The 17,969-nt window shown below is 73.3% G+C and carries 17 protein-coding genes and 2 pseudogenes; 11 read left to right on the top strand and 8 right to left on the bottom strand.

What is annotated here, in order from left to right:
* The first annotated feature begins 235 nt into the window (after nt 1-235).
* Genes V1633_RS19690 through V1633_RS19680 form a run of 3 tightly spaced genes read left to right on the top strand, consistent with a single transcriptional unit; the run spans nt 236 to nt 2,430 of the window.
* Nucleotides 236-979 carry an ABC transporter ATP-binding protein gene (locus tag V1633_RS19690; RefSeq protein WP_331215818.1) on the top strand — a complete coding sequence of 248 codons (744 nt, stop codon included), beginning with the start codon at nt 236-238 and terminating at the stop codon, nt 977-979.
* Nucleotides 976-1,731 carry an ABC transporter permease gene (locus V1633_RS19685; RefSeq protein WP_331215817.1) on the top strand — a complete coding sequence of 252 codons (756 nt, stop codon included), beginning with the start codon at nt 976-978 and terminating at the stop codon, nt 1,729-1,731. Before V1633_RS19690 ends, V1633_RS19685 begins: the two co-directional genes overlap by 4 nt.
* A gap of 36 nt (nt 1,732-1,767) precedes the next feature.
* Nucleotides 1,768-2,430 carry a TetR/AcrR family transcriptional regulator gene (locus V1633_RS19680; protein WP_331215816.1) on the top strand — a complete coding sequence of 221 codons (663 nt, stop codon included), beginning with the start codon at nt 1,768-1,770 and terminating at the stop codon, nt 2,428-2,430.
* A gap of 19 nt (nt 2,431-2,449) precedes the next feature.
* On the opposite strand, the gene V1633_RS19675 is transcribed toward V1633_RS19680, so the two are convergent.
* The 5 genes and pseudogenes from V1633_RS19675 to V1633_RS37020 form a co-directional block, all read right to left on the bottom strand.
* Nucleotides 2,450-3,214, bottom strand: a complete 765-nt coding sequence (locus tag V1633_RS19675) for an SDR family NAD(P)-dependent oxidoreductase (RefSeq protein ID WP_331215815.1) — start codon at nt 3,212-3,214, stop codon at nt 2,450-2,452.
* Between the two features lie 300 nt (nt 3,215-3,514).
* Complete coding sequence (locus tag V1633_RS19670) at nt 3,515-4,342, bottom strand: DUF2470 domain-containing protein (RefSeq protein WP_331215814.1); 828 nt, start codon at nt 4,340-4,342, stop codon at nt 3,515-3,517.
* Between the two features lie 73 nt (nt 4,343-4,415).
* Nucleotides 4,416-6,209 (bottom strand): ABC transporter ATP-binding protein, encoded by a 1,794-nt coding sequence (locus V1633_RS19665; RefSeq protein ID WP_331215813.1) that lies wholly within the window; start codon nt 6,207-6,209, stop codon nt 4,416-4,418.
* 73 nt (nt 6,210-6,282) lie between these two features.
* Nucleotides 6,283-7,107, bottom strand: a pseudogene (locus V1633_RS37025) (ABC transporter ATP-binding protein); the annotation flags it as partial.
* Between the two features lie 102 nt (nt 7,108-7,209).
* Nucleotides 7,210-8,325: pseudogene (locus V1633_RS37020) on the bottom strand (ABC transporter transmembrane domain-containing protein); the annotation flags it as partial.
* 189 nt (nt 8,326-8,514) lie between these two features.
* On the opposite strand from V1633_RS37020, the gene V1633_RS19655 reads away from it, so the two are divergent.
* Nucleotides 8,515-9,144 carry a TIGR03085 family metal-binding protein gene (locus tag V1633_RS19655; RefSeq protein WP_331215811.1) on the top strand — a complete coding sequence of 210 codons (630 nt, stop codon included), beginning with the start codon at nt 8,515-8,517 and terminating at the stop codon, nt 9,142-9,144.
* 35 nt (nt 9,145-9,179) lie between these two features.
* Complete coding sequence (locus tag V1633_RS19650) at nt 9,180-10,130, top strand: terpene synthase family protein (RefSeq protein ID WP_331215810.1); 951 nt, start codon at nt 9,180-9,182, stop codon at nt 10,128-10,130.
* Nucleotides 10,131-10,193: 63 nt separating this feature from the next.
* Here V1633_RS19650 and V1633_RS19645 read toward each other — a convergent pair whose 3' ends face one another.
* Nucleotides 10,194-11,345 (bottom strand): glycosyltransferase, encoded by a 1,152-nt coding sequence (locus V1633_RS19645; protein ID WP_331215809.1) that lies wholly within the window; start codon nt 11,343-11,345, stop codon nt 10,194-10,196.
* 42 nt (nt 11,346-11,387) lie between these two features.
* Between V1633_RS19645 and V1633_RS19640 the strand changes: the two genes are divergently transcribed.
* Nucleotides 11,388-12,005 (top strand): TetR/AcrR family transcriptional regulator, encoded by a 618-nt coding sequence (locus tag V1633_RS19640; protein ID WP_331215808.1) that lies wholly within the window; start codon nt 11,388-11,390, stop codon nt 12,003-12,005.
* Between the two features lie 109 nt (nt 12,006-12,114).
* Here the strand turns inward: V1633_RS19640 and V1633_RS19635 are convergent, their stop codons facing one another.
* A complete protein-coding gene (locus V1633_RS19635) occupies nt 12,115-12,657 on the bottom strand; it encodes a septum formation initiator (protein ID WP_331215807.1) in 543 nt (180 codons plus the stop codon).
* Nucleotides 12,658-12,797: 140 nt separating this feature from the next.
* On the opposite strand from V1633_RS19635, the gene V1633_RS19630 reads away from it, so the two are divergent.
* From V1633_RS19630 to V1633_RS19620, 3 genes are all read left to right on the top strand, one after another.
* Nucleotides 12,798-13,613, top strand: a complete 816-nt coding sequence (locus V1633_RS19630) for an SAM-dependent methyltransferase (protein ID WP_331215806.1) — start codon at nt 12,798-12,800, stop codon at nt 13,611-13,613.
* 97 nt (nt 13,614-13,710) lie between these two features.
* Nucleotides 13,711-14,448 carry a response regulator transcription factor gene (locus V1633_RS19625; protein WP_331215805.1) on the top strand — a complete coding sequence of 246 codons (738 nt, stop codon included), beginning with the start codon at nt 13,711-13,713 and terminating at the stop codon, nt 14,446-14,448.
* Nucleotides 14,445-15,785 (top strand): sensor histidine kinase, encoded by a 1,341-nt coding sequence (locus V1633_RS19620; protein WP_331215804.1) that lies wholly within the window; start codon nt 14,445-14,447, stop codon nt 15,783-15,785. The genes V1633_RS19625 and V1633_RS19620 overlap by 4 nt, the downstream gene beginning before the upstream one ends.
* 53 nt (nt 15,786-15,838) lie before the next feature.
* On the opposite strand, the gene V1633_RS19615 is transcribed toward V1633_RS19620, so the two are convergent.
* Nucleotides 15,839-16,552: a low temperature requirement protein A gene (locus V1633_RS19615; protein WP_331215803.1), complete on the bottom strand. Its 714-nt coding sequence runs from the start codon at nt 16,550-16,552 to the stop codon at nt 15,839-15,841.
* A 104-nt stretch (nt 16,553-16,656) separates the two neighbouring features.
* On the opposite strand from V1633_RS19615, the gene V1633_RS19610 reads away from it, so the two are divergent.
* Together V1633_RS19610 and V1633_RS19605 are read left to right on the top strand one after the other, a co-directional pair.
* On the top strand, nt 16,657-17,223 hold the full coding sequence (locus V1633_RS19610; RefSeq protein WP_331215802.1) for a low temperature requirement protein A: 567 nt from the start codon (nt 16,657-16,659) through the stop codon (nt 17,221-17,223).
* Nucleotides 17,224-17,337: 114 nt separating this feature from the next.
* Nucleotides 17,338-17,853, top strand: a complete 516-nt coding sequence (locus V1633_RS19605; RefSeq protein WP_331215800.1) for a PepSY domain-containing protein — start codon at nt 17,338-17,340, stop codon at nt 17,851-17,853.
* The last annotated feature ends 116 nt before the right edge of the window (nt 17,854-17,969 follow it).

Genomic DNA, 17,969 nt, shown 5'->3' with positions numbered 1-17,969 from the left:
TCCTGTTGTCGACCACTTTCGGGTCCCCCTCCACTTCGTCCGTCCGGACCGGTGCCCGGTCCCGGCCAGCGCCCGGCGGATCCCGCCGAACGGAGCGGCTGATCGTCACCGGACCAGCCTTCCAGTTCCCGGGCACCGGACGCCAACCAGGCCCCGGCCGGCGGGTGATTGCGGCGGACGTCGATTTCACCTACCGTTGATTTCAACAGTCAATGAATTCCCCTCGGGAGGATCCATGGAGACCGCGATCGAGGTCCGCGACCTCGTCGTGCGCCGGGGCCGACGACCGGTCCTGCACGGGATCACCTGCGCGGTTCCGCGCGGCAGCGTCACCGGCCTGCTCGGTCCGAGCGGCAGCGGAAAGACCACCCTGTTGCGGGCACTGGTCGGCGTACAGGTGGTGGCCGGCGGCACGGTCACCGTGCTGGGCGAACCGGCCGGCGCCGCCGAACTGCGTCACCGGGTCGGCTACCTGACCCAGTCGCCGAGCGTCTATCCCGACCTGACCGTCCGGGAGAACGCCCGCTACTTCGCCCGGCTGCACGGTCTCGGCGCGGCCGAGGCGGACCGGGCGGTCCGCGACGTCGGGCTGGCCGACGCCGCCGGACAGCTCGTGGGCACCCTCTCCGGCGGCCAACGCAGCCGCGCCTCGCTGGCGTGCGCCCTGGTCGGCCGCCCGGAACTGCTGATCCTGGACGAGCCCACGGTGGGGCAGGACCCGGTGCTCCGGGCCGAACTGTGGGAGATGTTCCGGGCGATGGCCGCCAACGGTCGGACCCTGCTGGTCTCCAGCCACGTGATGGACGAGGCCGCCCGCTGCGACCGGCTGCTGCTGATCCGCGAGGGCCGGCTGATCGCCGACGACACCCTGGCGGCGGTACGCGCGACCGCCGGCACCGACGACCTGGAGGCGGCGTTCCTCCACCTGATCAGGGCGAACGAGACGGCCCCGGCCGACGTCGAGGAGAGTGTCCGATGAGCCTGCCCATCCTCGCCGCCACCACCGGGCGGATCCTGCGACAGCTCCGGCACGACCGGCGCACCATCGCCATGCTGGTCGTGGTGCCCACGCTGCTGCTGACCCTGCTGTACTTCATGCTCGCCGAGCAGTCCGGCGCACCGGGGCAGCCGGCCGCGTTCGACCGGATCGCCCTGGTCATGCTCGGCGTCTTCCCATTCGTGATCATGTTCCTGGTGACCAGCATCGCGATGCTGCGCGAGCGCACCTCCGGCACGCTCGAACGGCTGCTCACCACGCCACTGGGCAAACTCGACCTGCTGTTCGGGTACGGCCTCGCGTTCGGGCTGGCCGCGACCGTGCAGGCGGGCCTGGCCGCCGGTGTCGCGTACTGGCTGTACGACCTGGACACCGCCGGCGACGCCGGACTGGTGGTGCTGATCGCGGTGGTCAACGCCGTGCTCGGGGTCGCACTCGGGTTGCTCTGCAGTGCCTTCGCGCAGACCGAGTTCCAGGCCGTACAGTTCATGCCGGTCGTGGTGGTGCCGCAGATCCTGCTCTGCGGGCTCTTCGTCCGCCGCGACCAGATGGCCGGTTGGCTGGAGGCGGTCAGCGACGTGCTGCCGCTGTCGTACGCGGTACATGCCCTGCAGGAGGTCGGCGCGTACGCCGAACCGACCACCACCATGTGGCGTGACCTCGCCGTGGTCGTCGGGGCGACGATCGTCGCCCTGGTGCTCGGCGCGGCCACACTGCGCCGCCGCACCGGCTGAGGGCGGCGCGACCGGAACCTGAGCACGAGGACGGCGATGGCACGACGGAGCGGACGGCGGCCCGGCAACCCCGACACCCGGGAGGCGATCCTCAACGCCGCCCGGGAGGCGTTCGCCGAACGCGGCTTCGACGGCAGTTCGATCCGCGCGATCGCGACCAGCGCCGGAGTCGACCCGGCGCTGGTCCACCACTACTTCGGCACGAAGGAGCAACTCTTCCAGGCCACCATCAACATCCCGTTCAACCCGGGAGAGCTGCTGCCGCAGATCGCCGCCGGTGGCGTCGACGGCGCCGGGGAACGGCTGGTGGCAACCTTCCTACGGGTCTGGGACTCGCCCGCCGGCACGGCCGGGGCCGCGCTGCTCCGGTCGGCGGTGAACAACGAGTGGAGCGCCCGGCTGCTGCGGGAGTTCGTGGTCACCCAGATCCTGCGCCGGGCGGCCGGCCTGCTCGACCTCGACCCGGCGCAGGCGCCACTGCGTACGTCGCTGGTGGCGTCCCAGCTGGTCGGCCTGGCCATGGCCCGGTACATCCTGAAGCTGGAGCCGCTCGCCTCGGCACCTGCCGAGGAGGTGGTCGCGGCGGTAGGCCCGACCATGCAGCGCTACCTGACGGGGGACCTGTCCGGACCGACCGGCGGCGGCTCGGGGGCGTCCCCGGGCCGCTCCCGGACGGCCGGACCCACCGAGACCGGGTAGGCCCCCCGCCCCGCCACTCTCACCAGGCGGTCGCGCCGCCGTCGACCGGGTAGTTGGCGCCGGTGATGTACCCCGCCCGGTCGGAGGCGAGGAAGACCACCAGTTCGGCGATCTCCTCGGGCTGGGCGAAGCGCTTGAGCAGCGTCTTACGGGTGACCGCGTCCCGGGCGGCCTGGTTGTCGCCGAGGTCGCGATCACTGGCCGGGGTGAGGACGGGCCCGGGGCTGATCGCCACCGCACGGATGCCGTGCGGCGCGCCTTCGAGCGCGAGCTGTCGGGTCATGCCGATGATGCCGGCGTTCGCGGCGGCGTGCGCGATCATCGGCGGGACCTCGCCGCCGATCATGCCGGCCATGGAGGCGGCGTTGATGATGACGCCGCCGCCCCGCCGGACCAGGTGCGGCCAGGCGAACTTCGACACGAAGAAGGGAATGTCGAGTTCGCCGGTGATGGTCGCCCGCCAGTCCTCGACCGAGAAGTCGGGCATCGGTCCGAAGCGGAGCGAGGCGGCGTTGTTGTAGACCACGTCGAGCCCGCCGTACACGGCTGCGGCCTGCTCGACGACCTGTCGTACCTGTTCCGGATCGGTGAGGTCGACGGGCGCGATGCCGGTCATTTCCCCACCGGCCCGGCGGACGAGCGCCACCGTCTCGTCGTTGGCGGCGGGTTGGATGTCGATGCCCACCACCTTCGCGCCTTCCCGGGCGGCGACCAGCGACGCGACGCGTCCCACGCCGCCTCCGGTGCCGGTGATGAGCACGATCTTCCCATCCAGCGTTCCCATGTCACCCTCCCTGGTTCTCGCCTGCCCGCCGGTTGTCCGGACCTGCCGGGCGGCGCCTCGGGACGCGGTACCTCGTGGCCCCGCAGCCCCGTCCTTGACACGTCAAGCATATGCCGTGCTTGACATGTCAACTACTTCTCGCACCCTCGGCCAGGGTGACACGTGCGACAGGGAAAGAAACCCAGAACCGACAAGTGACACAGCACGACGGAAAGGTCGGACACCTCCACCTCGGCCCCAGGCACCGATTGTCCGGGGCGTGCCCGGCTGTCCGGGCCGTGCCCGGCTGTCCGGGTCCGGCTATCCGGCGGTGAGGCCGAGCCGGTTCCCGGGTCGGGACGGATCCGCCGCGTGCCGCCGCCGGCAGAGCACCGGATGCAGGAGTTCGACCAGGTCGGCGTGACCGGAGAGCGGCCGGGGAAAGGCCAGCCGGGCGCGGATCCGGCCGCCACCCACGCCGGACGCCACGGTGAGGCCGTACCGGTCGAGGCGGACCACCCGGGGCGCCGGCTCGTCCGGACCCGACGGCGGGGGCAGCACGTCACCCAGTTGGCGACGGATGAAGGCGGCGATCTCCGGCCCGTGGTGGTCGGCGAGGTCGGCGAGGAGATCGGACTCCACCTCGTGCAGCGGGTCCGGTTCGGCGGCGGCGTACTCGGCCGGCTCGATGTCGTACCGCACGCCGCCGCGGTCCAGCCGGACCTCCGCCGGCTCGTAGCGGTACAGCGTGAACCGCTGGCCGACGTCGAGCAGGTCACCGGTCGGCACCACCTCGGCGAAGTCGACCGCCGCCCGCCGGGCCGCGTCGCCGACGAGGGGCCGGGCCCAGCCGGAGATCCGGAGCCGACCCAGCGACGGTGCGCCGGCGGACGGAGGCAGGTCCCGGACGTCGAGCACCACCGCCGCACCCCGGCCGTCGCCGGCCGGATGCCCGGCCGCACCGGGCGGGCCGGCCGGCCGCAGCGCCGCCGCGAGGTCGCTGACCACCGAGACGAGCAGCAGAACCCGGCCGGACGGGTCGGTGGCGTGCCGGACCTGGTGCGGCCCGGGCCGGTACGCCACCTGCGCGGTGCCGGCGAGCCGACCGGCGGCCAGGGTACGGGCCACCTCGGCGGGGCTGGGCTGCATGACGTCGACCTCCAGTAGGTTAGCCTGACCTTAGTAAGGGGAGGCTAACCTACGGAGTGGGTGACGTCCATCGCTACCTGGTCTGTTCCAGCCAGGAGGCGTAGAGCAGCCCGTAGACCGAGTCCGCGTCCCGGACCAGCTCCTCGTGCGGTCCCCGTTGCACGATCCGACCCCGGTCGACCACGATCACCTCGTCGGCGGCCTGCGCGGTGGAGAGCCGGTGCGCGATCGCCACCGTCGTCCGGCCCCGGGTCACCGCGTCCAGGGTGCGCTGCAGTCGTACCTCGGTGGCGGGGTCGACCGCGCTGGTCGCCTCGTCCAGCACCAGCAGGTCCGGGTCGGCGACGTACGCCCGGGCCAGCGCGACCAGCTGCCGCTCACCCACGCTGAGCGCCTCGCCGCGTTCGCCGACCGGAGTCGCCAGGCCGGCCGGCAGTCCCGCCACCCAGTCGCCGAGGCCGAGTTCCACCATGGCGGCGGCCAGTTCCTCGTCGGACAACTCCGGACGACCGAACCGGACGTTCTCCGCCACCGTCGCGTCGAAGAGGAAGCCGTCCTGCGGCACCATCACCACCCGGGACCGCAGCGACGCGAACCGGACCCGGTCCAGCGGTACGCCGGAGAGCAGCACCGCCCCGCTGGCCGGATCCATCAGCCGGGTGAGCAGCTTCGCGAAGGTCGTCTTGCCGCTGCCGGTCTCCCCGACCACCGCGACCCGGGTCTTGGCGGCAATCTCCACGTCGACGTCCACCAGCACCGGCGGCCCGCCCGGATAGCGGTAGCCGACGTCGGCGAACCGGATGTCGATCGGCCCGGACGGCAGGTCGACCCCCTGCTCCCCCGGGTCCGCCACGTCCGGCTCCACGTCCAGCACGTCCAGCACCCGCCGCCAGCCCGCGATCGCGTTCTGCGCCTCGTTGAGCACCTCGGTGGCGATCTGCACCGGCTGGATGAAGAGGGTGACCAGGAAGAGGAAGGCGGTCAGCTCACCGATGCCGATCGTTCCGTCGACACCCAGCCGTACCCCGAGCAGCACCACGCCGGCTAGGGCGAGCCCGGCGGCGATCTCTCCGGTGGAGAAGCTGATCACGCTGGTCCGGATGGCCCGCTGCTGGGCCTGACGCTGCCCGTCGATGGTCCGGTCCAGCCGGGCGGCGGTACGCCCCGCGACGCCGTACGCCCGGATCACCGGTGCGCCGACGACACTCTCGGAGATGGCGGCGAGCATCGCGCCCATCCGCTGCCGGACCACCCCGTACGCCGCCGCGAGCCGCTTCTGGAACAACCGGATGACCAGCGCGGCCGGTACGAACGCGGCGAAGACCGCCAGGGTGAGCTGCCAGGAGTAGACCGCCATCACGACCGTGGTCACCATCACCTGGCCCACGTTCACCAGCAGGATCACCCCGCCCCACTGGAGGAACTGGGTGATCTGGTCCACGTCGCTGGTCACCCGGGAGACCAGCGAGCCGCGCCGCTCCGCCTGCTGGTGCAGGGTCGACAGGTCGTGCACGTGCCGGAAGGCCCGGACCCGTACCCCGGCCAGCGCGGTCTCGCTGACCGTGAAGAGCCGGCGCATCATCAGGTAGCCGCAGACGGTGGTGACCACCAGGACCGCGGCGGTGACCGCCACCACCCAGGCCACCACGTCCAGGTGCGGGCCGCCGGGCGCGCGCAGGCCACGGTCGATGCCCTGTTGGATGGCGACCGGTACGGCGGCCCGGCCGACCATCGAGACCAGGGCCAGGGCCAGCGTGCCGGCGAGCCCGGTCCGCAGCTCCGGGGAGAGCGCCAGACCACGACGCAGCGTCCGCCAGGTCGTCTCGGTCCGCTCCGGCCCGGGCGCGGTCACCGCCGTGCTGCTCATGCCACCACCTCGCTCCGCTCGTCGGCGTCACGAGCTGTCAACCTGAGCTGACCGATTCGCTCGCTACGCTCGCTCATGCCCCTACCTCCTGGTCCTGCCGGTCCGCCGGGCCGTCGGGCGCGGTCTGCGCGGGTGCCCGGTCCCGCTCCCGCTCGGCTTCCGCCCGTTCGTACGCGGTGACCAGCGCGGCGTACCCGGGGGTGGTTGCCAGCAACGTGCTGTGGGTGCCCCGCCCGACCACCCGTCCGTGTTCGACGTAGACCACCTCGTCGGCGAGCGCGATGGTCGCCCGGCGGTACGCCACGACCAGGATCGAGGTGGCCGGGCTGACCTGCCCGGCAGCGCCGCCGGTCGACCGTTCACCAGGTGGCGGGGCAGAGCGTTGACCGCGCAGCGCGGCCAGGATCGCCGCCTCCACCCTGGGGTCGACCGCGCTCGTCGCGTCGTCGAGCACCAGCAGCCGGGGCCGTCCGGCCAGCGCCCGGGCCAGGGTGAGACGTTGACGCTGGCCGCCGGAGAGTGCCGCGCCCCGCTCCCCCACCAGGGTGTCCAGCCCGTCCGGCAGGGTCGCCACGAAGCCGTCCGCCTCGGCCAGCCGGAGTGCGGCCCACACCTCCTCGTCGCCGATCCCGTCCCGGCCCAGCGTGACGTTCTCCCGGACGGTGTCGTCGAAGACGAACGGCACCTGGGCCACGAGGGCGGTGTTGGCGGAGAGCGAGGCGGCGGTCAGCGACCGGACGTCGACGCCGTCCAGGGTCACCGTGCCGGCATCGGGGTCGACCAGCCGGACCGCCAGGGCGGCGATCGTCGACTTGCCGGATCCGGTGGGACCGACCAGCGCGACCGTCCGGCCGGGCGGAACGGTGAACGACACCTCGTGCAGCACCGGCGTACCGGTCGACGCCGGCGTGCCGGTCGGCACCGACCCGGGCGGTGCCGGGGCGGGCACCGGTGCCGCGGGTTCGGCGGTGGGCGGCGCCGGGTCGGCCGGGACGGTGACGGTGGCCGCCTCCGTCGGTGCGTAGCTGAAGCTGACCCGGGTGAAGTCCAGCGTGGCGGGCGTCTCGGCGGCCCGGTCCAGGGTCGTGTCGCCGTACGGCATCTCGCCCGTCGCGGTCAGTACGGTTTGCAGCCGCTCCCAGCCGGCGACGCTGCGCGGCAGTTCGGCCAGGACCCAGCCGATCGCCCGGACCGGGAAGGCCAGCACCGTGAAGAGGAACGCCACGCTGACCAGCTCGGTGATGCTGACCGCGCCCTGGCTCAACCGGATCGCACCGACCAGCAGCACGCCGAGGGTGCCGAGGCTCGGCAGGGTCTCCAGCATCGGGTCGAAGACACCGCGCAGCCGGCCGACCGAGATCAGCGCGTCCCGCAGTTCGCCCGCCTGGGTCGCGAACCGGGCCGTCTCGCGGGCCTCCTGGCCCATCGTCTTGACCACCAGCGCGCCGTCGAAGCTCTCGTGGGCGATCGCGCTGACCTCTCCCCGCATCTGCTGGGCACGGGACTGCCGGGGCGCCATCCGCCGGGAGTAGACGACGTTCAGGGCGAACAGCGCGGGGAAGATCGCGACGCCGACCAGGGCCAGCACCCAGTCGGTGACGAAGAGCGAGGCCATCGCGGCGACCAGCATCACCAGGGTGCCGACCGCGAACGGCAGCGGCGCGATCGGGAACCAGGCCGCCTCGACGTCGGAGTTCGCGTTGGAGAGCAGGGTGCCGGTGGCGTGCCGCTGGTGCCAGGCGAGCGGCAGTTCCAGGTAACGCCGGGTGATCCGGCGGCGGTAGCTCGCCTGCAGCCGGTACTGCATGTACCCGGCACCGAGCCGGCGGCCGAACATGCCCAGCACCCGGCCGAGGCTCACCGCCAGCAGCGCGGCGGCGGCGAGCAGGACGGCGCCGACGTCGGCCTCGCCCCGCTCCAGCGACGGCACCACCACGTTGCCGACCACCGCGCCGACCACGTACGCGCTGGCGACGATGAGCAGGCTGTAGATGACGCTGCCGGCCGCGGCGATGCTGAAGATCCGGGGCTCGTCCCGGATCGCGTAGCCGAGGATCCGGATTCCCTTGGCCAGCACGTCCCGGCTCGTCCCACCCGCCACAGCTTCCCCCGCCATCACCCTGACCGCCCTGCACGGCGTGTTCGGGCCGGTGCCGGCGTAAGCGTCCTTCGTCCAGATCATCCTTACCGATAGGCCGTGTCCATGACGAACCGATTGCGTCGACGAGGGCGGGTCGGGAGCCGATTGTGTTGGCCGTCACACAGCTCGGCGCGATCCCGCGATGATCGGCCTAGGATCAGGCACATGCCCCGGTACGCGGATTCGGAGCGTCACGCACTGGCCGACCTTCTCCTCACACGTGGACCGGAGGCAGCGACGATCATCCCCGAGTGGGCCACCCGACACCTCGCCGCCCACCTGGTGATCCGGGAACGTCGACCGGACGCGGCCGCCGGGATCCTGCTCCGACCGCTGCGCGGGCACACGGAACGGGTGCAGCAGGCGATGGCGGACCGGCCGTACCCGCAGCTCGTCGAGCTGGTCCGGCACCGGCCCCGGTGGAGCCCGCTGAGCCTGCCGCCGGTCGACGAGCTGGCCAACCTGACCGAGTTCTTCGTCCACCACGAGGACGTACGCCGGGCCGTTCCCGGTTGGCAGCCCCGGCAGTTGCCGGAGGACCACCAGGCCGCGCTCTGGAAACGGGTACCGTCGCTGGCCCGGATGTCGCTGCGCCGGTTCCCGGCGGCCCTGCTCGTACAGGCGCCGAACCACGGCGAGGCCACCGGCGGGGCCGGCGGCGAACAGGTCCGGCTGGTCGGTTCGCCGGCCGAACTGACCATGTTCCTGTTCGGCCGGCAGCGTGTCGCCCGGGTACAGCTGGTCGGGCCGACGGCCCTCACCGACCAGCTCCGGACCGCGAAGCTCGGGCTCTGACCTCCGCCCGGATCGGCGCACGCGACAGGAGCAGAATGCGCACCCTCGCTGTGGCGGCGTTGACCCCACCGCCCTTTCCGGAGCTGGTCAGTGGACACGTCGACGCGGTCGGGCACCAGTCGCAGCGGTGGGCCGCCGAACTCGGCCTGGTGTCCACACCGGACGCGCTGCGCCGGCTGGACCGGGCGAACGCGGCGGAGCTCGCCGGACGGACCTGCCCGGACGCCCGGCCGGAGCAGCTGCGCCTGCTCACCGACCTCTTCACCTGGCTGTTCGCCTTCGACGACAGCTGTGACGACGACGAACTCGGCCAGGATCCGGGTCGGCTCGCCCCGATCGTCGGCGGACTGCTCGACGTACTCGACGTACTCGGCGGGCCGGCGCCGTCGGGCCTGGCCACCGTCGCCGGCCCGGCCGGTGCCGCCCTGCACGACCTGTGCCGCCGGGTACGCGCCCACGACACGCCGCACCTGCTGCTCCGGTTCGCCAACCAGATGCGGGACTACCTGCTCGCCCTGCTCTGGGAGGCGGCGAACCGGGAGCGGTCCCGGGTCCCGGCGGTGGCGGAGTACCTGCAGATGCGGCGGCACACCGGCGGTGTACGGCCGAGTCTGACCCTGACCGACCTGGTGTACGGGGGCGGCGACGCCGCCCACCGGGCGGACCCTCGGGCGTCCACCTTGGACAATCTCGCCACCGATCTGGTGTGCTGGTGCAACGACATCTTCTCCTACGAGAAGGAGCGCCGGCAGGGCGGCGACGGGCACAACCTCGTCGCGGTGCTCGCCCGGGCGGCGGACGCCCCCGAGAGGTCAGGTCTCGTCGACGCCGCCGCCCGGTTCAACGCGGCACTCGGCACGTACCTGCGGGTGGAGTCGGAACTGCTCATCGACGCCGACGCCGAGACCATCCGGTTCGTCACCGCCCGCCGGTGCTGGATCCGGGGCAGCTACGACTGGTCGTTGCGGGCGAGCCGCTACCAGTGACCGTCGGGCGCCTCCTCCACCTCGTCCGGGATCTCGTCGTGCCGGGCGCCCGGCCCCGGTCGGCTACCGTGCGACGGCCGCGACGAGCTGCTCGGCGACCCGGTCCGGGCTGGGCATCGCCGCGACGTCGTCGCGGACGCGTCGTGCCGCGTCGGTGAACCCGGGCTCGGCGAGCACCCGCCGGACCGCCGCCGCGACCGTGGCGGGGTCCTGCTGGCCGGGCGGTACGGCGATCCCGGCACCCGCCGCCGTGACGCGGTCGGCCTGGAGGAACTGGTCGGCACCCTGGGGCACGACGACCATCGGTACGCCCCGGGCCAGCGTGCCGAGGGTGGTGCCGGCACCGCCGTGGCCGACGACCACGGAGACCCCGGGAAGCAGCCGTGCGAGGGGCACGAACGGGGTCAGCAGCACCCGCTCCGGGTCGACGTCGTAGTCCTCGGCCCTGCCGACGAGGCCGGTGGTGGCCACCAGGTCGATGTCGAGGGTGGCGAGTCCCCGCAGGAACGGGGAGACCACCCGGGGCTCGGCGAAGTGGCTGCCGAAGCTCAGCAGGACCCTGGGCCGACCGCTCGGCGGTGGCAGCGTCAGCTCCGGGCCGGCCGCGTCGCTCCGGTGCGGTTCCGGTCGCAACGGCAGCCGCTCGCCGAGGGGTCGTACCCCGGGGAACTGCAGGCTGGGTGGGCAGGTGTCGAGCAGCCAGTCGCCGGCCGCCGCGTGCTCCGGTTCGGGCAGGCCCCGGTCCCGGTAGCGGGGGCGGACGACGGCGGTGAACGCCGCGAAGAACTCGGCCGGCGCGGCCGGCCCGACGGCCATCATCGCCAGCGGTACGCCGAGCGCGCGGGCGACCAGTGGGGCGACCAGGTCGAACTGCTCGGCCACGATCAGATCGGGGGCGAATGCGCGGGCCCCGGCGAGCGCCTCGTCGCCGGCGAGGTCGATCCGGGTCCCGCCGAAGAACTCGGCCACCCCCTCCGGGGTGGGGTTGGCGGCGGGGTCGGTGCCGGTGCGCCTGGCCACCTCGGCGAAGAGGACGTCGGGCATCGGGCCGGCGGGTACGACGTCGAAGCCCTCCGGCCCGATCAGCGGGGCCATGCCGGCGGCCGTGACGAACGAGACCGGGTGGCCCTGCCCCCGCAGCGCGCGGGCCAGCGGGAACAGCGGTATGAGGTGCCCGAGGGCCGGGGTACCGAAGAAGAGGACTCGCATAGTCATCAGAATACTCTTCTGATGAATGGGAAGCGTTAGACTCCTCCGGTGTCCCGGGTCTCACCCAGAGGCAGCCGACGTCAGGAGAGCGCGGCCCAGACCCGCGAGTTGATCCTGAACGCGGCCGCCGAACTCTTCGCCACCGGTGGCTACGCCGCCACCACCGTCAACGACGTCGCGGCGGCCGCCCGGGTGGCGGTCGCCACCGTCTACACCAGCGTCGGCGGCAAGCCCACACTGGTACGCGCCCTGATCGCCCGGGCCGTCGACGATCCGGCTACCCGACAGACGGTGCGGGCGGTGCGCCGGGCCACCGGGCCGGCCGAGGTCATCCAACTCACCGCCGCCGGCACCCGGCACGGCCACGAGGCGCACCGCCAGGTCCTCCGGCTGATGGGCACCACGATGGCCGTCGACCCGACGATCGCGGACGCGGTACGGGAGGCGGTACGCAGCTACCGGGAGGCGCTCCGGGTCAGCGCCGTACGGCTGGCGGAACTGTCCGCCCTGCGCGACGACCTCACCGTCGACCGGGCGGCCGACATCCTCTGGTTCCACTTCGGCCTGCACTCGTGGGAACCGCTCACCGAGGACTGCGGCTGGTCCTACGAGGAGGCACAGCGGTGGCTCACCGCGCAGGCGGACGCGGCACTGCTCCGACGGTAGCGCCCGGCAGCCCCGTTGGTGGCTCGACGGTGGCGGGCGGCCGCGACGGTGGCGGATCGCCACGGTGGCGGATCGTGACGGTGGACGACAGCCGCGGCTCCGACGGTGGCTAGTCGTCGTCCCCGCTCTTGTCCTGCCAGGACGGGACCGGTTCGCCGGCCCGGCACTCCACCTCGACGTCGAACCGCTGGGCCGTACTCCGGAAGGTGACCTCGGCGTCGTCGTCCGGCCCACGGTCGACCTCCTCGGCGCGGTAGCCCTGGGCCGGGGTCCAGGAGACCAGCCAGACCCGACCACCGTCGCACCGGGCGACGATCGTGCCGCCCGGAGTGGCGAGCAACCGGGCGCCGGCCACCGGAGGGACGGTGGCCGGGGTGGCGGACCCCGGGCTGCCACCGGTCGACGGGCCGCCCGGGGTCGGCGACCCGGTCGGTGTGCCACCCGTCCCCGGCACGGTCCCGGCCGGAGCGGACGGGGTCGGGCTGGCCGACACCTCCGCCAACGCCCGGGCCACCTCGTCCGGGGTGCGTACCTCGCCGGCCGGCCCGGTGAGACCGGCGCCGATCACCTGGACGGCAGCCAACCCGGTGCCGGTGGCGGCCAGCGCGGCGAGCAGCCAACCCCCGGCCGCGAGTACGGTACGTCGACGCATGCCCCGATCATGCCCGGCCCGGCGTTAAGGCCGAGGCCGGCGGACCCTAAGAGATGGTTAACCCGGAGCCGGACGGTAGTCCCGCCGCCGACCTGACGGGTACTCCCGGCCGCCGCGCGGCATGGATCATAATCTCTTCCGTGACCGACCCGAGCCCCCCGGGCAGCAAACTCGACACGACCGTCGCCCACCCCGCCCGCCGCTACAACTACTGGCTCGGCGGCAAGGACAACTTCGCCGCCGACCGCGAGTCCGGCGACCAGGTGGCCGCCGCCTTCCCGACCGTCCGGATCGCCGCCCGCGCGAACCGGGAGTTCCTGAAACGTACGGTGGAGTTCCTGGTCGCCGAGGCCGGGATCCGGCAGTTCCTCGACATCGGCACCGGGCTGCCCACGGCGGACAACATCCACGAGGTCGCCCAGCGGATCGACCCCCGGTCACGGGCCGTCTACGTCGACAACGATCCGCTGGTGATGAGCCACGCCCGGGCCCTGCTCACCTCCAGCCCCGAGGGCCGGACCGTCTACCTGGAACGGGACATCCGTGACCCGGGCTCGATCCTGGACGCCCCCGAGCTGCGGGACACCCTCGACCTCGGGCAGCCGGTCGGGTTGACGCTGGTGGCGGTGCTGCACTTCGTCCGGGACCACGAGAACCCGTACGGTGTCGTCCGGCGGCTGGTCGACGCGCTGCCCTCGGGCAGCTACCTGGTGCTGTCCCACGGGACGTACGACGGTCTGCCGGCCGGTGTCGTCGAGCGGCTGGAGCAGGCGAACGCGGCGAGCGGTGGCCTGAGCCGGACCCGGAGCCGGGCGGAGGTCGACCGGTTCTTCGAGGGTCTGGAGCTGGTCGAGCCGGGGGTCGTACCGGTCGCGGAGTGGCGGCCCGCCCCGGGTGCGGAGATCCCCGACCCGGTCGACATCTGCATGTACGGCGGTGTCGCCCGGGTCCGCTGAGCCGCCCGCCGGCCGGCTGACGGGCCGGCGCGGTGCCGACGCCCGGTGTCGGTGTCGGCGCCGCGCCGGGCCGCCGGATCCGGCTACCGTTCCGGGTGTGGCACGTCTACTGCTCATCGAGGACGATCCGGCGATCCGTCATCCGCTCCTGCAGGCGCTGCGGGAGCGGGGGCACGCCGTCGCCGCCGTGGCGACGGCGATGAGCGGCCTGCAAGCGGTTCTCGACAACCGCCCCGACCTGGTCGTACTCGATCTGGGGTTGCCTGATCTGGACGGTCTGGAACTGCTCCGGATGCTGCGCGCGGTGAACAGCACGCCGGTGATCATCGCGACCGCCCGGGACGACGAGACCGAAATCATCCGGGGGCTGGACTCGGGCGCCGACGACTACCTGGTGAAGCCGTTCACCGCGGCCCAGCTCGACGCCCGGATCCGGGCGGTGCTGCGGCGGGGCACCGGCCCGGCCGGCGGGCCGCCGGTGCTGGCCGTCGGCGAACTGCGGGTCGACCCGGGCGGCCGGCGGGCGACCCTGGCCGGCACCCCCGTCGAGCTGACCCCCCGGGAGTTCGAACTGCTGCACTACCTCGCCAGCCGGGCCGGTCAGGTGGTCAGCAAGCGGGAGCTGCTGACCGAGGTGTGGCAGCTGCCGTACGGCGGGGCGGACAAGACGGTGGACGTCCACCTGTCGTGGTTGCGCCGCAAGCTCGGGGAGACCGCGTCGCAACCGCGCTACCTGCACACCGTGCGCGGGGTCGGGGTCCGGCTCGCCGCGCCGGGCGAGGACCCCACCAGGGGCGGCCCGGTTGCCGGCGAACCCGCCGGAGGTGACCGGTGAGACGTCGGCTGACCCTGCTGGTCGCCGCCACCACCTGCCTGGTGCTGCTGGCCTTCCTGGTCCCCCTCGCGGTGCTGCTGCGCGACGCCGCCGCGGACCGGGCGGCGGTGGCGGCCACCGCCGACATCCAGGGACTGGTGTCGCTGGTCGGTACCACCGACGCGGCCGGGCTGGGGCTCGCCGCCGACCAGGTCGGCGCGATGGGCGGTCGGCCGGTCACGGTCTTCCTGCCGGACGGTTCGGCCCTCGGCACGCCCTCGGAGCGGACCGCCGGGGTGGAGTTGGCCACGCGGGGGGAGAGCCTGACGGTGGCCGGGCCGGAGGGCCGGGAGATCCTGGTCGCGGTGCAGGGCCGGCCGGACGGTACGGCGGTGATCCGTACCTTCGTCCCGGATGCCGAACTGACCCGGGGCGTGTACCGGTCGTGGCTGGTTCTCGCCGGTCTCGGCGTGGCGCTGCTGCTGCTCGGACTGGTCGTCGCCGACCGGCTGGCCAGGTCGCTGGTCGCGCCGATCAGCGAACTGTCGTCGGTGTCGCTGCGACTCGCCGGGGCGGAACTGACCGCCCGGGCCCGTCCGTCCGGGCCGCCGGAACTGCGGGCCGTCGCCACCGCGCTCAACCACCTGGCCGCCCGGATCCAGGAACTGCTCCGGGAGGAACGGGAACAGTTGGCCGACCTGTCGCACCGGCTCCGTACCCCGTTGACCTCGCTGCGGCTGGAGTCCGAGTCGCTGACCGACCCGGAGGAGGCGGCCCGGATCACCAACCGCATCGACGCGGTGGAGCGGGCGGTGACCGGGCTGATCCGGCAGGCCCGGCGACGCGGCGCGACCGAGGCCGGCACGGGCGGCCCGGTCGGCGCCGAGGCCGTCTGCGACGCCGCCGAGGTGGTCCGGGACCGGGTGGCGTTCTGGTCCGTGCTGGCCGAGGACACCGGCCGGACCCTCACCGTCGACCTCGCGGACCGTCCACTGCCGGTACGGCTGCCCGCCGACGAGCTGGCGGCGGTCCTGGACGCGCTGCTCGGCAACGTCTTCGCGCACACCCCGGACGGGGTCGGGTTCTCCGTCACCTGCGTGCCGATGGTCGGCGGCGGGGCGTTGCTGACCGTCGCGGACGCCGGCCCCGGACTGCCGTCGGCGGTGCTGGACCCGGCGGCGCTGGTGGAACGGGGCGCGAGTGCCGGCGGCTCGACCGGGCTGGGGTTGGACATCGCCCGCCGGGCCGCGCGGGACAGTGGCGGACAGCTCGAACTGGCCAGCGGGATCGGTGGCGGGGCGCGGGTCGCGCTCACCCTCGGTCCGCCCACCCGGTCGCCGGCCCACCCGCCGGCCTGACCCGACCCCCGCACCGGCCTGGCCTGACCCGACCCCGGAACGAGCCAGTGTCGTCATCCCGGGCCGGGGTTGGCGGCGGCACGGATCCGGCCGATCGCGAACTCGGCGAGCAGGGCGCCCAGCAGGACCACGCCCGCGACGGCCATGACCCCGAGTGGGGGCAGCAGCGGCATCGCCGGTCCGATCGCGGCGAGCACGACGATCGTGGTGACCCGGCATCCCAGGATCCGCGCGGTCACCAGATGGTGGAAGAGGCAGGTGCCGAGCAGGAAGAGCGCGGGGCCGCCGAGGAGGATCAGGATCCAGGACAGCGGCGAATCGCCGTACGGGTCGTCGACCACGAGCGAGAGGCCGGTGGAGAGCAGCAGCACCCCGCCGACCATCACCAGATGGCAGTACGAGGTGGAGGTGCCCGGCTTCACCCGCTCGACCACGCCGCCCCGGGGCGGTGCGAACAGGTGCCGTGCCGGCTGGAAGTAGAGCAGGAAGAGCAGCACGCTCGTGCCGAACGCCACCCCGCAGGCGGCGATCGCGCCGCCCGCGAAGTTCCGGGTGTTCATCTCGGTGCCGGCGGCCAGGACCAACTCGCCGAGCGCCACGATGAAGATCTGCCGGTGCCGTTCGGAGAGGTGCGTACCGGTGAAGATCTGGCTGTTGAGTTCGGTACGACCGAGTTTCGGGGTGGGCCAGCCGAACCGAGCCGAGGTCGATGGCGACCGCGACCGCCCAGAGTCCCAGCCGGATGTTCTCGTCCGCGAACAGGCCACCGATCCAGAGCGGGGCGGTGACCAGGAACCAGAAGAACACCCGAATGCTCCTGGCCTGGACGTAGCGGTTCACCCGGGTGCCCGGGCTGAGGGTGGCGTCCCGGATGACGTGGATGCCGAAGTACGCCAAGAGCGTCGCGATCTTCCAGACCGGCAGGGCGTACAGCGAAGGCCGGCACCACGCCGACCAGGCCGTCGCCCTCGCGGTGGTGTTCGCCACGACAGTGCTGATCTGGCGGATCTACATCCACCGGGCCGGGGAGCTGATGACGATCACCATCGCCGAGTCCGCGAACTCCTCCCGGCTCAGCCAGTTCACCGCCTTCGTCCACCTGGTCCTGGTGGCCGGCATCCTCGGCACGGCCGCTGCCAACCAGCTTGTCATCGCCCGGCCGTACGGCGACACGCCGTTCGCCTGGGCGATGCTGATCATCGGCGGCCCGGCGGTGTTCCTGGGCGGTCGACTGCTGCTCGACTACACCGTCTTCGCACGCATCGATCGGGCCCGACTGGTCGGGCTGCTCCTACTGCTGGCGCTGGCGCCGGCGACGTCGGCGCTGTCGCCGCTCATGTCGGCACTGATCGCCACGGGCGTGCTGGCCGCTGTCGCCGCGGTCAACCTGGCGGTGACCCGGGCGCACCCGCCGAGGCCGGCCCCGCGCGGCGCCTGACCGGCGGCCGGGATCTTTACCTCGGCTTAGCATTCGCACAGCGCGCCGCTATCCCCCGCCGGGCGAACCTCTGAGGGCGACACCACAGAGGACCCGCACCACGGAGGAGGAGACGTGATTCGGCGCAACACGATGATCCTGGGCGTTGGCGGTGCGCTCGCCGTACTCGCCGTCGTCGGCACCGCCATCGGGGCCAACGCGGCGGAGCAGGGCGAGCGGGGGCTCGGCGCCGCGCCGGCCGCGACCGCCACCACGGCCACCGCCCCGGCCGCCCCGGCCACCGGTACGGGTTCCCCGTCGACCGGCACGCCCGCGACCGGCACTCCCGCGACCGGTGTTCCCGGCACCACGCCGACCGGCGCCCCGGGCACCACCAGCCCGGCCACCGACGACGCGGTCAGCCAGGAGCGCGCGGTGGAGATCGCGCTCGGCCAGGCCGGCGGCGGCCGGGTCGACGAGGTCGAACGGGACCGGGAGCACGGCCGGACGGTCTGGAGCGTGGAGATCGAGAAGGACGGCTGGGAGACCGAGGTCGACGTCGACACCACCACCGGCGAGATCGTCAAGACCGACCGCGACCAGGACGACAACGACGATGACGATGACGACGACGACCGGGACGACGACTGATCACCCCGTACGGACGACGGCCGCACTGCCCCCTCCCCGGGGCGGTGCGGCCGTTCGTCACGGCCACTCCCGGCGGGGTGGCGTCGACGGCCGGGGCGAGGACAGCGGCCACCGGT

Origin of the sequence: Plantactinospora sonchi (genome assembly GCF_036422035.1) — a bacterium.
Classification (GTDB): domain Bacteria; phylum Actinomycetota; class Actinomycetes; order Mycobacteriales; family Micromonosporaceae; genus Plantactinospora; species Plantactinospora sonchi.
This window is presented reverse-complemented; position numbering and strand designations above follow the sequence as displayed.